The following is a 14,744-nucleotide window of genomic DNA, read 5'->3' on the forward strand; positions in this document are numbered from 1 at the left end:
CAGGACCTCCTGCTTGAGTGTCGCTCGCGAAGCAAAGCTAGTCAGGAACAGCCACCCGGCCGTTGACCAGGATCAAAACCGGACCAATGTCATGTGATCAAAGGAGAGGCACATACCCAAGCGAGTTCCGTCATGCACGCCATGATCCTTCCCGCGCGCGGCGCGCGGCTGCAATATACCGAGCGACCCGATCCGATTCCCCGCCCGGGCGAGGTCCGCGTCAAGGTCGGCGCCTGTGGCGTTTGCCGCACCGACCTGCATGTCGTCGACGGAGAACTGCCCAACATCGCCTATCCGATCGTTCCGGGCCATGAGGTGGTTGGCCGTATCGATGCGATCGGTGACGGCGTAGACCATGCGCATCTCGGCACACGCGTCGGCGTTCCCTGGCTTGGATCGACCTGCGGGCATTGTCCCTACTGCCGGGAGGGCAAGGAAAACCTCTGCGACGCCCCCCTGTTCACCGGCTATACGCGGGACGGCGGCTTTGCCACCCACTTGGTGGCAGACGCGCGCTACTGCTTTCCGCTCGGTGAGGACGGCGAGGATACGGAGCTTGCACCGCTGCTCTGCGCCGGACTGATCGGCTGGCGCTCGCTGGTGATGGCTGGCGACGGCCGCAAACTCGGCATCTACGGTTTTGGCGCGGCGGGACATATCGTCGCGCAAGTGGCGCGTTGGCAAGGGCGGGATGTGTACGCTTTCACCCGTGCCGGCGACACTGAGGCCCAGCACCTGGCTTTATCGCTCGGCGCATGCTGGGCCGGCGCCTCGGGAGATCGGCCGCCGGCCGAGCTTGATGCCGCAATCATCTATGCCCCCACCGGGCCTCTTGTCCCGCTAGCGCTGCGCACGCTGCGTAAAGGCGGACGCGTGGTCTGTGCCGGCATTCACATGTCGGATATTCCGAGCTTTCCCTACGACATCCTTTGGGGCGAACGGCAGATCGTTTCCGTTGCCAACCTGACGCGACAGGATGGCGTCGACTTTCTCAAGACGGCGGCAAGCGCTGGAATCCGAACACACGTCACCGTCTTTCCTTTGGATCGGGCGAATGAAGCACTGGCGCGCCTGCGGGACGGCAAGCTCGTCGGCGCAGCCGTTTTGAAACCATGACGACGCCGACATCAGCACCCGACGCGGCCACAGGCGAGACTGGCCAAGCCGCTGTATTGTCGTTCCTGGCCAGACCTGGTCAACCGAACGCGCCGGTAAAGCGGATCGACACCCATTGTTCGATCGTCCTTCTCGAACCCTCGCGTGTCCTGAAGATCAAGCGAGCGGTCAAGCTGCCCTATCTCGACTTCTCGACATTGGAGAAGCAGCGGCGCGCTTGCGAAGATGAGATTGCGGTCAACAAGCGCCACGCCCCCGCCATCTATCGCAGGGTGGTTCCGATCACGCGCCAGCGCGATGGGCTTGTGGTCGGGGGACCGGTCCGGTTGTCGAATGGGCCGTCGAAATGGCTCGCTTCGACGAGAACAAGACACTCGATCATCTCGCAGAGCGGGATGAAATCCGCCCGGAGCTTGGCGAGAGACTGGCCGCCATCCTGCTCGAATCCCATCGAAGCGCAACTGGACGCGGAGGATCCTCATGGCTTGCCTCGCTGCCGATCATCATCGACCGAAATACGGAGCAGTTTTGCGCCGCGCCAGCTCTGTCCCGGGAGGAAATCGATCGATTGCACGAACTGAGCCATCGGGCCCTCGCGCGCAACCTCGAACTGTTGCGCCTCCGCGCCGCCGCTGGGCAGGTCCGGCACTGTCACGGCGATGCACATCTCGGCAACATTGTCCTGCTCGACGGCGAGCCCATTCTGTTCGATGCGATCGAGTTTGACCCCAATATAGCGACAACCGACGTCCTCTACGACCTCGCCTTTCCACTGATGGACCTGCTGTACTTCAGACAAGAGACCGTGGCCAACAGGCTATTGAATAGCTACACGCAAACCGCCTGGGACACGCAATCGCGCGCGTTGTGTTTGCTGCCGCTGTTCCTATCATTGCGCGCAGCGATCCGGGCCAACGTGCTCTTCACCAAGGCACGGCAGCATCAGCTCGATCAAGCGATCGACGCCCAAGCGAGGCGCTATTTCGAGCTTGCACGCCGGCTCATCGAACCGGAGCCGCCCCGCCTAATTGCAGTTGGCGGGAAGTCCGGTACCGGCAAGAGCGTGCTGACGCGCGACATGGCGCATTTGATCGCGCCGTCCCCGGGCGCCTTGGTTCTGCGATCGGATGTCATTCGCAAGCAGCTCTATCACGTCGCCGAGCACGCCACATTATCGGCGGAGACCTATACTCCCGAAGCATCGAACCGCGTCTACCAGACCATGCTCAAGCATGCCGCGCACACATTGGACCAGGGAGTTTCGGTAATACTCGATGCGGTCTTTCTGAAGCCGGTGGAACGTGGTGCCGCGGAAGCCGTTGCTCGCGACGCAAAAGTTAACTTTCGCGGCATTTTCTTGACCGCCGGGCGCGCCACACGGCTGCACCGCGTGGCATCGCGGCAGAACGACGCGTCGGACGCGACGTCCGACGTAGTCCTGATCCAAGACAACATTGAAACCGGAATGATCGATTGGCATATTGTAGACGCTTCCGGCACGCCCTCCACCACGCTTGAACGCAGTATTTCCCGCCTGCTGGCGCCCCCAACGGACGGGGCGAGCGGTACATCGCCTAAGGGGAACTCCTGAATTGGCCGATGCCGTCAGGTCTGGCAACATTCTCCCATTGACAGGAGGAGTTCCATGAAACGGCGATTAACCTTCGTCTTTGTCGGTAGTGCGATCCTCGCGGTCGTGCTCGCTCTATTCTGCAATTGGTACTTTCCGGATGTGGTACCGCTTGCCTCGACGGAGCCGGTACCCACAAGCTGGCGGCTTGACGCCGCCTTTGCCGTCTCCACCGTCAGATGGACCGCGGCATTTCTTGCTGCTGCATCTGCAATAGCCCTGATGTTCATGAACATCACCAAGGGCTCTTCCGGGCTCGAAGGACGATAGACGTTTCCATTCCGGACGCGTCGACGAAATCCGCCATCTGCTTTCCGAGGGCCGGCCTTGAACAGCCGGCCCTCGGCGCGCTCAGTCGTTTCAAGCCCTACTGCATCACCGATTCAGCGCGTACGTGAAGTGCAATATTAGCGGGGAATGGCGGATACCGGCGAACGATGGCGGACGCCCAAATCCTAAGGCCATCGACCGAGCTCGAGCTGTCACGTTTGCCGCCACAGGCTCCAGAGGCTACCGGCCAACAGGAGCCCGATCACCAGCAGGATAGCCACGAACATTTGCATGACATCAAAGTTCAGAGAATCGCGCGCGACGAACAGCGCGGTGATGGCTCCGCTAGTATGAAGAAAACGCGGAGGATCAGATTCATGGCTTCCTCGCTGCAACCTGGTGCGACCTTTTCATCGTAACGGCTCGCGGCGGTGAGGATTTGCGACAGATCAAGCCGGTGCGACGTTCAATGCTGGAGGACGTACTGTCCCGGCGCATCACCAAGCGACGATACGCCCTCGGGCGCGTGAAGCACCGATTGCGCCGGCACCCACACACCGGAATGCGCCGTGAGGAAGCGAACCCACTCCAGCCACCAGGATCCGTCGCGATTCACCGCCGTCCGCAGCCACTCGTCGGGGCCGACATAGGGTTGATCCGCCTTCTTCTCCAACAACTGATAGCTGTGCCCCTCCTCCGAGGGTGGAGCAACGATGCCGGCGTTGTGACCGCCGCTCGCCAGCACGAAGGTGATGTCGGTATCGGCCCAACAGGTGAATTTTGTGAACCGAGCGCCAGGGCGCGACGTGATCGCGGACAGTGCCGACCGCGAACATGGGGACACGAAGATCGGAAAGCGCCACCGGCTGTCCGTCCACCGAATAGCGGCCTTCGGCAAGGTCGTTGTTGAGAAACAACTTGCGCAGATAGTCCGAATGCATCCGGTAGGGCATGCGGGTCGCGTCCGCGTTCCATGACATCAAGTCGCTCGGCGCAGCGCGCTCGCCCATGAGATAATCGCGGACCAGGCGCGACCAGATCATGTCGTTCGACCGCAGCAACTACGCCCCGGCCATCTGATGAAGAGCGTCAGTTCGCCGGCGTCGGTGAAATCGACCTGGGCTGCCAAGAGCGTTACCGAGCGCAGGCAGCCGGGCCGCTCCTTCTGCAGCCGAGCTGCTGCGATTGCGAGCAGCGTCCCACCGAGGCAGTAGCCAGCGGCATGGATCGGACGTTCGGGAACAAGTTGATTGATCACGTCGATCGCAGCGTCGATCCCAAGCCTGCGATAGTGATCGAGACCAAGTTCGCGATCGGCCGGCTCCGGATTTCGCCACGAGATCATGAACACGGTGAAGCCGCGCTCGACCAGGAACCGTACGAGCGAATTCTGCGGCGAGAGATCGAGGATGTAATACTTCATGATCCAGGCCGGCACGATCAGCACCGGCTCGGGGCAAACGTCGGCTGTTGCGGGCGCGTATTGGATGAGCTCGATCAGCTCATTCCGGTAGACAACCTTGCCCTTGGTCGCGGCGACGTCCTTGCCGACCACAAATGGCGCCGGTCCGGACGGCCTGCCGCTCAACAAGTCCCTGCAATCCTCCAGCCAGTTATGCCACCCCGACACGAAGTTGCCGCCACCTGAATCCATTGCCCGCCGCAGTACCTCCGGGTTGCTGCACGCAAAATTGGACGGCGCAACAACATCGAGGCATTGCCGGACGGTGAAATCAACGACCGCTGCATTTGCTTTTGAGACGCCGTGCAGGCCCATGGTCGCCGAATGCCACCATTGCTCACCCAGCAGGAATGCCTGCGCCATGATGTTGAAGGCCGGCAATGTCCAGTCCTGGCCGGCAAATCGGTTGTCACCCGGTTGAGGCTTGACCATGAACCATGGCTGCCAGGCCGCATTCGGCGTCGACACCATGCGCGCGAAGCGCGCGCCGTCAGCTAGCGCATTCAGCGCCAGTTGAAGCCGTTTGCCGGGTGAGGCCGCAAGGTGGAGTCGCCAATCGGCGAAAGCGAGCGCGAGGCCGGCCGGTGAAAGCCCCCCGGTCCAGCGCGCCATCGCCGCGTGAACGAGTTGGTCGAGCGATTCGGCCCCCGTCAGTGACCCGACTTCGGGCTGTGCTAAAGCGGGCGTTCCGGCACCCGTCACATCGTCATTGGCAGGAGTCGTGGGCTGGTCGAGAACTGCTTGGACTGTCATCGCTCGTCTCCTTGCTCGAGCCGGATGGGCTCGGGCGCAATTTATCTTTCGGTCTGGCAGCTGCTCAGACGCCGGCCTTTGCCGCTCAGCCGAGGCGGAATCGCTTGCGACCCAGCGCCACGATCTCGGCGTCGGTGGGATGATCGCTCGGCTCGATATGCAAATTGAGGTCGGGCCGCTCCGCCTTGAGATACTGCGTCAGCTCGGTCTTCTCGGTACCTGGTCCGATGACGAGCAAATCGCTGCAACCGCTTACGGCCTCGCCCACCCTGGCAAGAAATGTCGCATCGGCCTGGACGCGACCATCGCCGATCGTATTCGCCTTGTGATGCAGATGCTGCGACAGCAGATGCGCATGGACGGCCGTTGCGCTGACGCCTGTCAACCCAATGCCGAAAACCTTCGCGATAAGGTGATCGATCCAAACGACGGCGTGTGAATGTGATTGCAGGGTCATCTCGCTCATGAAGTAACTCCGGTGCTTGCTTTCTCTGTTTCTCTCAACCGGCGCGCCAATGCCGCGAGCAGTTCCCTGCGACTGACAATACCGACGACCGTTCCGGCGCCGAGCACCGGGATCTGGGCGACATTGTAGATATCCATCTGCGCGACGACGTCCTCGATCGATGCTTCGAGATCGACGGTGATCGGCGAACTACTCATGAGCGAGCCCACCTGCAGGGTGCGCATGCGCTCGCGTTCAGGCGTATTCTCCGCGATGCCAAGCAGAGATTCCAGCCAGTTTCCTGACGGCGGGCTGATACCAAGCTCGTCGCGGTGGAGGAAATCGCCCTCGGACACCATGCCGACGAGGTCGCCGGCGTCGTCGATCACCGGCAGGCCGCGCTGATCGGTTTCAAGCAGCAGCTCGACGGCACTGAGCACTGTGGTGGTCGGCTTGATCGACGCGAATGAACTGTGCATCACATCGGTTGCGAGCATTGTCATCTCTCCCATTCAGCACATATGTTGGCCGCCATTGATCGACAGCGTCGACCCGGTGATGAACCCTGCTTCGTCGGCAGCAAGAAACGCAACGGCACGGGCGATTTCTTCCGGCTGTCCTAGCCGCCCGACCGGGATCTGCGGCAGGATGGAGTTCTGCATGACATCGGCCGGCACCGCGGCCAGCATCTCGGTATTGATGTAACCCGGGCAGATCGCATTGACCGTGACCCCAAACCGCGCGCTTTCGAGCGCGAGCGCCCGGGTGAAGCCGAGCTCAGCGGCTTTCGCCGCGGCATAATTGGTCTGGCCGATCTGGCCCTTCTGCCCGTTGATGGACGAAATGTTGATGATCCTGCCGAACTTGCGCGCCCGCATGCCCTCGATCAGCGGCCTGCACATGTTGAACAACGAGTCGAGATCGGTTCGGAGCACCGCGTCCCATTGCGGCTTCGTCATGCGGTGCAGCGTGGCGTCGCGCACGATGCCGGCGTTGTTGACCAGGATGTCGATTGGGCCCAGCGCCGCCTCCACCTCGCGGACACCGGCTGCGCAGGCCTGGAAGTTCGCGACATCCCACTGGAATACGGGAATTCCGGTCCGATCCTGAAACGACCATGCGGCCCCTGCGTTTCCGGCATAGCAAGCCGCAACCCGACATCCGGCAGCAGCGAGGGCCCGCGAGATCGCGGCGCCAATTCCCCTGCTTCCACCCGTAACCAATGCGACGCGCACCATGCCGGCTCCTCCAAGCTGGACGTAACGTTTGCGCGAAGTGCGCGTGCGATGAATTGATCTCGCTCAATCAGAATCCACGAACGCGCATGAGGCAGATCAAATTGGCCAGCCTCGACCCGTGCTCTGATGGCACTTGCTTTTCCACCCCTTTGGAGAACGGCCATGTTCAAGAACATTCTCGTCCACATTCCGACGGAGCTGTCGCCACGTCCAGCGGTCGACGGATCAGTCTCGCTCGCGCTCGGCACGGGAGCGCATCTCGACGCAATGGCGATCGGCTACGAAACTGCCAGCGTACCGTTCGTCGTCGAAGGGAGCGTGGCGGTAGCCTCGCTGTTCGAGGCTGAACATGCACAGGCCCTGGAACGCGCCGAGGCTGCGCTGCGCGTCTTCGAGATCGAGGCGCGAAATGCTGGGATATCCTACGCAACCCGCGCCGTAGGGGCGCTCCCCATCGATGCGCGCGAGATGATCTGCGCCAGCGCGCGACTGCATGACCTGACCGTGGCGGTGCAGCCGCTGGGCGAGTACAACAGCTACGACAACGTGATTCCACGGGAGCTATTATTCCAGGCCGGTGGTCCCGTCCTGTTCATGCCCTACACGTTCCATGGCGCATTCTCGGCGAAACGAATCGGGATCTGCTGGGACGGCAGCCGGCTTGCTGCCCGCGCCCTCCATGACGCGATGCCGCTGCTGCGCGCGGCTGATGCTCTCGCCATCATCACCATCGATGGCCCCGATCCGATCCCCTCAGAAAGCTCCACCGATCATCTGGTGCGCTATCTTGCGAAGGAAGGGCTTCCGGCCAAGATCACGTCGTTGGCGGCGTCCAGGTCAGAAGTTCAGTCGATCCTGCTGTCGATCGCGGCGGATGAGAGCCTCGACCTTCTGGTGATGGGCGGATACGGCCACTCCCGCCTGCAAGAAACCCTGCTCGGCGGCGTGACGCGCGACATGCTGCGTGCGATGACCGTCCCCGTCCTGATGTCCCACTAAGCGCGAGCCGTCTCGTGAAACATCCTTCCAGGACATTCGAGCGTCATGTCGCTCGCGGCCTCGCCATCATCGGCACGATCTGCGCCGCACTGACTCCGGCCGCTGCCGACCAGGAACAAGGTCGCCGCCTTGCGCAGCTCTACTGCGCCCGCTGCCATGCAATCGACAAGGTGAGCCCGAGCCCGCTGAGGATAGCACCTCCGTTCCGGACATTGCACGAACGCTATCCGGTCGAGATGCTTCAGGAATCGCTGGCGGAAGGGATCGTCACCGGCCATCCGACCATGCCCCAGTTCAGCTTCGAGCCGGACCAAGTGGGCGACTTCATGCTGTTCTTGAAATCTCTGGAGCGCGGCCCCGCGGACCGTTGAGCCAGGTCAACGTGCGGGGCACGCGAAGCTTTATGGTTCGTTTCTCAACACGGAGGTCCAAACATGCGCGCGCATCAGATCATGACCAAGCATATCATCGCCGTCAGCCCGCACACGAAGATCCTGGATGCGGCAAACATCATGCTGCGATGCCATCTCAGCGGTCTGCCGGTAATGGACGAAGACGGCACGCTCAGGGGCATGGTGTCCGAGGGAGATTTCCTGGAACGCAGCGAGATCGGCACAGGACACAAGCGCTCAGCATGGCTGGAACTGTTCACGGGCGCGGGTCGCGCCGCGACCGATTTCGTGCATGAGCGCGGCCGCAAGGTCGAGGATGTCATGACGTCGACCCCGATCACCGTAGAGGAGCAGACGCCGATTGAGGAGATCGTGCATCTGATGCACAAGCATGGCGTGAAGCGGGTACCGGTCGTGAACGGCAAGACCATGGTCGGAATCGTCACCCGGGCGGACATCCTGCAGGCTGTCGCATCGCTGGCGCGCGAAGTTCCCGACCCGACCGCCGATGACAGCCATATCCGCGAACGGATCCTGCGCGAAATCAACGCCACCGGCTGGCGCCCGGCCGGCTTCCAGGTCTGGGTGCGCAACGGCGTCGTGCATCTGAACGGTCTGATCTTCGATGACCGCGCGCGTCAGGCCGCGATCGTGCTCGCCGAGAACACCTCGGGCGTCAAGGAGGTCCATGATCACCTCTGCTTCGTCGACGGTTATTCCGGCTACTATGTGGAATCGCCGGAAGACATCAAGGCGGCCGGCTGATCAATCGAGGAGTCCAACATGGCAATGAGCACACTGCTTGTCGTCACGGCCGTCTGTCTCATCTTCTCGCTCTTTGCGCTCGTGCTCACCGTGACCGATCGCAGCACGACGCGCTGGCTTCGGGAAGAGGACGGGAATGGAGCCAGCACGCGCGCTGCCTATCCCGACAAGAACGGCCGCTAGCCTCTCCTCCTGAGCGACGCGCCGCGCGACCGATGTCTCGGCGCGCGGCTGCTTTGTCCGGCACCTACGTATAAGTACGTAAGTGGCTTCTACTTAGGGGAAATATCCAAATATCCCGATCCAGGAGATGCGATCAATCTGCCTCCATCGATCTTCGCATCCATGGAGTGCCGCCATGCAGACCCAGAACGCCATTTCTATCGAGAACAGCCGTCACCCGACCAGCATCCTCAGCCGGCAGGCGCGCGTTGAGGGGCCCTTCGGCACGATTGGGACGCCGATGCGGTTCGCACGCAACAGCGAGATCTACGGCGAGGACGAGGCCGCGGAATATCTCTACCAGGTCGTTTCCGGCGCCGTCCGAACCTACAAGGTTCTGGAGGACGGACGTCGCCAGATCGGCGCTTTTTATCTCCCCGGCGATATCTTCGGCTTCGAGGCCGGCGAGACGCATATCTCCTCGGCCGAGGCTGTCTCCGAGGCCCGGGTCATCTTGGTCAAGCGCGCCGCGCTCATGGTCCGTGCCGGCAACGAAAAGGACCTGGCTCGGCAGCTGTGGGATGCGACGGCCCAGGAGCTGCGCCGTTTCCAGGAGCATCTGATGCTCCTGATCTGCAGCGCCGAAGATCGTGTCGTCGGCTTCCTTCATGACATGGCGCGCCGCGCCTTCAAGAATGCCGCCATCGAGCTTCCGATGTCGCGCCAGGATATCGCGGACTATCTCGGTCTGACGATCGAAACGGTGTCGCGCACCTTTACCCAGCTCGAGCAGAACGGCGTGATCTCACTTCCGACCTCGCGACGGGTGGAACTGCGCAAGTGTGCGATGTCGAACCGGATCATGGCGGCGTGAGCGAAGGGTGCGCCAAGCTCCGATGACCGGCCGCGAGTGAAAGGCAAGGAATCGAATGCGGTCGAACCTGGCAATCACCTATGGGCAGGACAGGCTGCCGCGCTACACCAGCTATCCCACGGCTCCGCATTTTTCTGCGGAGGTCGGCGAGACTGATTACCGGACATGGCTCAGGTCGGTTCCAGCCCGCCGGCTGGCCTCAATCTACCTGCATGTACCGTTCTGCCGGTCAATGTGCTGGTACTGCGGGTGCCACACCTCCATCACCAATCGCGGCGAACCGGTCGCCATCTACGCCGCCGGCCTTCGCACCGAGGCGCACCTCGTCGCGGAAGCGATCGGCCAGCGACTGCCCGTCTCCCACATCCATTTCGGTGGCGGCACCCCGACGATCATGACGCCCGAAACCTTCGCTGATCTCGTCGGCGCGCTGCGTTACTCGTTCTTCGTGCAGCCCGACACGGAGATCGCCGTCGAGATCGATCCGCGCACCCTGACCGAGCCGATGGCGGAGGCATTGGGCTACAGCGGCGTCAACCGCGCGAGCCTTGGCGTCCAGAGCTTCGATCCTGTCGTTCAGCACGCCATCAATCGTTCGCAGAGCTTTGAGCAGACCGCGGAAGCGCTCGAGCGGCTGCGCCGCGCCGGCGTCAGCCGCATCAACTTCGACCTGCTCTACGGCCTGCCCTCTCAGACTGTCGCCTCCTGCCTGGATACTGTCGACAAATGCGTCGCGCTACGGCCTGACCGGTTTTCCGTGTTCGGATATGCCCATATTCCCTCCTTCAAGAAGCACCAGCGCACGATCGACGAAGCGTCGCTTCCGGATAGTCTCGAGCGGCATCGTCAGTCCGAAGCAATCGCGCAGGCTCTGACCGATGCCGGATACATCCGCATCGGCCTCGACCATTTCGCGCTCCCTGGCGACAATCTGACCATGGCAAAGCGCGAGGGCCGCCTGCGGCGTAACTTCCAAGGCTATACGGACGATTCTGCCGAGACCCTGATTGGTCTGGGCGCCAGCGCAATCGGCCGCATGCCGCAGGGCTTCGTGCAGAATGCTGTCGCGACACGCGACTACCTTGCGCGCATCGCCGAGGACCGGCTTGCCACCGTCAAGGGCTACATGCTGACCGCAGAGGACCGTTTCCGTGCCGACATCATCGAACGCATCATGTGCGACATGGCCGTCGACCTGCCGGGAATGTGCCGCCGGCACCGCTGGGATCTTGGTTCAGCCGTCGTCGATCGTTCCCGGCTCGACAGGCTGATCTCTGACGGCGCCGTGACGATGATGGGTGATCGCCTCTCGATTAACAATGACGCGGAATTCCTGGTCCGAACCGTCGCCTCGGCGTTCGACGCTCACCTTGGCCACGCCACGGCCCGGCATAGCCGAGCAGTCTAGGTTGTGACCATGGCGGAGGGTGCGCCCTTTAGAGCAGCTTTGGATGTTGCCTGCTTCGTTTGCCGATCCAGGTCATGCATGTCGCAAGCAGGACGAGCACCGAGATCCCTCCAGTACTTACCACGAACTGCGACGCGATGCCGTTGGACACTTCGGTGAGATACAAACCCGCCAGCAGCGATAGCACGACGGCCGCACAATAGGTTTCGAGCGAACGCTCGCCGCAACGAATAGCGCCCTTCAGGCCGCCCCTTTTAAATAGCTGCCAGTTCAGCGGCACGAACCTCGCAACGACGACCGCGATTGCCAGGAAATGCAGGAGCCGCAGCGGGTCCAGATCCGTCTTGTCGATCGGATAGATCACCCGCGCAACGTAGCTCGGGATCGCGGCCGCCAGTGGCTCGATCTCCCAGCTCAACGTGATCACGAGACTAAAACCGAGGTACGCTATCGCAAGCGCAACGACTGGCCACGGAGTGATGTTCCGCCAGAACATTCGATGGCCCCGGATCGCCCACCAAGCTCCTAGAACGACCAGGAACTGCCAGGCGAACGGGTTGAAGTACCACTGATTGATCGGCCACTCCGGCAGGTTCCAACCGAAACATTGAACCAGAGCATAGATGAACGCGGAGGTCAGTAGGGACGCGTTAGGAAACTTCAACACTCCCCAGAGGGCGGGCGCAAACGATAGATGAAGCAGCACGAAGGTCGGCAGGACATCCGTATTCACGGGGCGATACATCAGGATGGCCGCATGGGCCAGCGCTGCGCCTGGCTCTTGCAGCAGGATCTTCACGTTGGCTTGGTCCGCCAATTGGTCGCTACCCGAGCTATACACGACCACGGCAAGCGCCACGGTTAGGATGAGGAAAGCCGCATAGATCTCCCAGCCTCGCAGCAGGATATGCGCGAAGACTGAAGCCCACCCATCACGACGGCGGACACCGCTGTAGCTCAGCGTACAGGTCACACCGGACACGAACATGAAGACTTCGGTCGCATCGCTGAAGCCATAATGGCGCAGGGTCAACCAGCTGAAGACATTATTGGGAATGTGATCGAGGAAGATGCACCAGAGAGCAAGACCTCGGCACAGGTCGAGCCGGAGATCGCGGTCCAAGGGCACGCTGTCGTCCTTCCCCGGATGAACCGTCAGGGGCGCGGCGCTCCGGTGAACATTGCCGCCGTTCAGGCGGCCGGTCGAACAATCGGAAAGCATGGACCGTTACCAGCTGTCGGCGGCTTACCCAACTCGGTTGCCTGCCCAATGCCGGGCATATCAGCGCAATTGCACGATCGTCCGGTTGATAAGGATCAACACACGTTGCTCCTTCCAGGAGTTAGCTGGGCTTTATCAACTCATGTCGGAGGATCTACGCCGTGCGCGTAGGGGAGATCATGTCACGGAACGTCATCACAATCGATGCCGATGCATCGGTGATCGATGCCATCAGGACGATGCTTTCCCATCACATCAGCGGCCTTCCTGTCGTCGATCCGGACGGAGCGCTCGTCGGGATCCTGTCGGACGGAGATTTCATCCGGCGCGTGGAAGTTGGAACGGAGAAGCGCCGCGGCCGCTGGCTTGCGATGCTCGCGGGCACGAACCAGGTCGCGCTCGAGTTCGCCGACCAACACGGCCGCAAGGTCCACCAAATCATGTCGCCCAAGCCGATCACCGTTGAGGAGGACACACCGCTCGAGCAGATCGTCCAGCTCATGGAATCGCACAGCGTCACGCGATTTCCGGTCATGCGCGATAACAAGCTGGTCGGCATGGTCACGCGCACGGACTTCATGGCCGCCATCGCAAGGCTTCGCCTCGAATCGTCTTCCACTTCAGGCAGTGACGATCAGATCCGGACATCGGTCACTGCGGCACTTGCTCATGCGCCCTGGCGACCCGCTGCACTGAACGTCATGACGGGGTCGTCAGCCTGCGCGGCAGCGTCCGGAGCGGCAATGCGCACAAAGCAGCGATCGTGGCAGCGGAAAACGTCGCCGGCGTAAAGCGCGTTGAAGATCAACTAGTGAAGATTACTTACCCGCCGCCAGAGGACGACTATGGCGGGGGCGACTTCGTCTCGCTGGAGGAAGAACCATCGACAGAAGACGATCAACCCTTGTAGGCGCGCCAATGGCGCCTGGCGTCGCCAGAATGGGCGTCAGCTCGATTTTCAGGTGGGATAGATCGCCTCCCGGTGAATTTCCTTGCCCGACTCGTCGATGACCACAACATGACGATCGACATCGCCAGAGGGATTCTCGCGACGAATTTTGCTCGCCATTTGCTTGCTGTGCTTGATCGCGGTGGAGGCGTTCGCGAATTCAAGTCCGACCCGATCACGGACGGGGACACCGTCCTTCGTGTCGAAGTAGTAGGTTCTCATCAGGATCTACAGGCCTCCGACCAAACACCCCGCCCAAAGAAGCTGCCAGCTTACGCCTGCCGGCAGCTTCAGTGGGGCTGGCTGTGCGCAGTTAGGGGTGTATCTGCGCGACCCAAGCAAAGCGGATTCCGGGCGTGTCGGACTTGATCTCCATCAACCCGGCTTGCGATTTTCTGTCGCGCCTCGCAACGCAATCTGCCTCGATGCAGGCGGGAGCGGCCCGGCCCCGCAGCCGCCCAATAGACTACTCACTGCCGCGCCCATCATCGTGACCCGGTCCTTGTTCCGCGGCCTTAGGCCTTGGGTTTTGCTTGCGCCACTCGGCCTTGGCCTCTTCCTCAGCCAGCAGCCTGTGAAGCATTTCGATCTTCCGTGCGTCAGCCTCTGTGGCCAGCAGCTCCTTGTAGTGGGCGATGTTCGCCCTGAATACGAAATCAGCCATGGCTCATTCCCCTCGCACAGGAGCCAAAAACGACCTTGTCGAACTGACACGTGCATAACAACATACGTTACTGTGTACACCGTGGAGCTACGGTGTCCCTATCGAATTCGCTGTCGGACAAACGTCAGCAATTCCGCCCCACTGAGACCGCCCTGCCAAGTAATTCGAGCCATTGCGGTCGAAAACAGGCCAGAAACGACAAAGGGCACTTCGGGACGGTCAAGTCGCGAGCGGCGCTGCCAGATTCTGGCTTCGCCTCCATCGAATCGCGAGTTTCAATACTTAGCCAATGGATTACCGGCAAGGCGTGTCTTGGCCGGGCCGGCTTGAGCCACATCAATCCCGGACCCAACCGGCCGCACTAGGTTGGGTTGCCAATCCTTCCAGTACCGCGA

The 14,744-nt window shown here is 61.7% G+C and carries 17 protein-coding genes and 1 pseudogene; 11 read left to right on the forward strand and 7 right to left on the reverse strand.

Translation table 11 applies throughout. From position 1 onward, the window contains the following. Nucleotides 1-132 precede the first annotated feature (132 nt). The 3 genes from V5279_RS38885 to V5279_RS38895 all read left to right on the forward strand — a co-directional run bounded on the left by V5279_RS38885 (nt 133) and on the right by V5279_RS38895 (nt 3,016). Nucleotides 133-1,116 carry a zinc-dependent alcohol dehydrogenase family protein gene (locus V5279_RS38885; RefSeq protein ID WP_338692173.1) on the forward strand — a complete coding sequence of 328 codons (984 nt, stop codon included), beginning with the start codon at nt 133-135 and terminating at the stop codon, nt 1,114-1,116. Between the two features lie 346 nt (nt 1,117-1,462). Beyond that, the gene (locus tag V5279_RS38890) at nt 1,463-2,707 is read left to right on the forward strand and encodes a bifunctional aminoglycoside phosphotransferase/ATP-binding protein (protein WP_338692174.1); all 1,245 of its coding nucleotides are present in this window, start codon (nt 1,463-1,465) and stop codon (nt 2,705-2,707) included. A 54-nt stretch (nt 2,708-2,761) separates the two neighbouring features. Then, on the forward strand, nt 2,762-3,016 hold the full coding sequence (locus V5279_RS38895) for a hypothetical protein (protein ID WP_338692175.1): 255 nt from the start codon (nt 2,762-2,764) through the stop codon (nt 3,014-3,016). Between the two features lie 466 nt (nt 3,017-3,482). On the opposite strand, the pseudogene V5279_RS38900 reads toward V5279_RS38895, so the two are convergent. The 4 genes and pseudogenes from V5279_RS38900 to phbB form a co-directional block, all read right to left on the reverse strand. Continuing rightward, nucleotides 3,483-5,231, reverse strand: a pseudogene (locus V5279_RS38900) (PHA/PHB synthase family protein). Nucleotides 5,232-5,316: 85 nt separating this feature from the next. Then, on the reverse strand, nt 5,317-5,697 hold the full coding sequence (locus tag V5279_RS38905; protein WP_338692176.1) for a hypothetical protein: 381 nt from the start codon (nt 5,695-5,697) through the stop codon (nt 5,317-5,319). Continuing rightward, nucleotides 5,694-6,173 (reverse strand): CBS domain-containing protein, encoded by a 480-nt coding sequence (locus tag V5279_RS38910; RefSeq protein ID WP_338692177.1) that lies wholly within the window; start codon nt 6,171-6,173, stop codon nt 5,694-5,696. Before V5279_RS38910 ends, V5279_RS38905 begins: the two co-directional genes overlap by 4 nt. Before the next feature lie 15 nt (nt 6,174-6,188). Further along, on the reverse strand, nt 6,189-6,914 hold the full coding sequence (gene phbB, locus V5279_RS38915) for an acetoacetyl-CoA reductase (RefSeq protein ID WP_338692178.1): 726 nt from the start codon (nt 6,912-6,914) through the stop codon (nt 6,189-6,191). Nucleotides 6,915-7,076: 162 nt separating this feature from the next. On the opposite strand from phbB, the gene V5279_RS38920 reads away from it, so the two are divergent. The 6 genes from V5279_RS38920 to hemN all read left to right on the forward strand — a co-directional run bounded on the left by V5279_RS38920 (nt 7,077) and on the right by hemN (nt 11,514). After that, complete coding sequence (locus V5279_RS38920) at nt 7,077-7,913, forward strand: universal stress protein (RefSeq protein ID WP_338692179.1); 837 nt, start codon at nt 7,077-7,079, stop codon at nt 7,911-7,913. Between the two features lie 14 nt (nt 7,914-7,927). Continuing rightward, nucleotides 7,928-8,284, forward strand: a complete 357-nt coding sequence (locus tag V5279_RS38925) for a c-type cytochrome (protein ID WP_414645876.1) — start codon at nt 7,928-7,930, stop codon at nt 8,282-8,284. 63 nt (nt 8,285-8,347) lie between these two features. Beyond that, a complete protein-coding gene (locus V5279_RS38930) occupies nt 8,348-9,070 on the forward strand; it encodes a CBS domain-containing protein (protein WP_338692180.1) in 723 nt (240 codons plus the stop codon). Nucleotides 9,071-9,088: 18 nt separating this feature from the next. Further along, nucleotides 9,089-9,253: a hypothetical protein gene (locus tag V5279_RS38935; protein WP_338692181.1), complete on the forward strand. Its 165-nt coding sequence runs from the start codon at nt 9,089-9,091 to the stop codon at nt 9,251-9,253. Between the two features lie 175 nt (nt 9,254-9,428). Continuing rightward, nucleotides 9,429-10,106 (forward strand): helix-turn-helix domain-containing protein, encoded by a 678-nt coding sequence (locus V5279_RS38940; RefSeq protein WP_338692182.1) that lies wholly within the window; start codon nt 9,429-9,431, stop codon nt 10,104-10,106. 55 nt (nt 10,107-10,161) lie between these two features. Further along, nucleotides 10,162-11,514: an oxygen-independent coproporphyrinogen III oxidase gene (gene hemN / locus V5279_RS38945; RefSeq protein ID WP_338692183.1), complete on the forward strand. Its 1,353-nt coding sequence runs from the start codon at nt 10,162-10,164 to the stop codon at nt 11,512-11,514. A gap of 28 nt (nt 11,515-11,542) precedes the next feature. Here hemN and V5279_RS38950 read toward each other — a convergent pair whose 3' ends face one another. Then, nucleotides 11,543-12,736, reverse strand: a complete 1,194-nt coding sequence (locus V5279_RS38950; RefSeq protein WP_338692184.1) for an OpgC domain-containing protein — start codon at nt 12,734-12,736, stop codon at nt 11,543-11,545. Nucleotides 12,737-12,915: 179 nt separating this feature from the next. Here V5279_RS38950 and V5279_RS38955 point away from each other — a divergent pair, with 179 nt between their 5' ends. Further along, a complete protein-coding gene (locus V5279_RS38955) occupies nt 12,916-13,527 on the forward strand; it encodes a CBS domain-containing protein (protein WP_338692185.1) in 612 nt (203 codons plus the stop codon). Next, nucleotides 13,455-13,646: a BON domain-containing protein gene (locus tag V5279_RS38960; RefSeq protein WP_338701627.1), complete on the forward strand. Its 192-nt coding sequence runs from the start codon at nt 13,455-13,457 to the stop codon at nt 13,644-13,646. Before V5279_RS38955 ends, V5279_RS38960 begins: the two co-directional genes overlap by 73 nt. A gap of 48 nt (nt 13,647-13,694) precedes the next feature. On the opposite strand, the gene V5279_RS38965 is transcribed toward V5279_RS38960, so the two are convergent. After that, nucleotides 13,695-13,907, reverse strand: coding sequence for a DUF6894 family protein (locus V5279_RS38965; RefSeq protein ID WP_338692186.1), 213 nt, complete (start codon nt 13,905-13,907; stop codon nt 13,695-13,697). 244 nt (nt 13,908-14,151) lie between these two features. Next, a complete protein-coding gene (locus V5279_RS38970) occupies nt 14,152-14,349 on the reverse strand; it encodes a hypothetical protein (protein ID WP_338692187.1) in 198 nt (65 codons plus the stop codon). Nucleotides 14,350-14,744 lie beyond the last annotated feature (395 nt).

It is taken from the genome of Bradyrhizobium sp. 26S5 (assembly GCF_036923295.1).
GTDB classification, from domain to species: Bacteria; Pseudomonadota; Alphaproteobacteria; order Rhizobiales; family Xanthobacteraceae; genus Bradyrhizobium; species Bradyrhizobium septentrionale.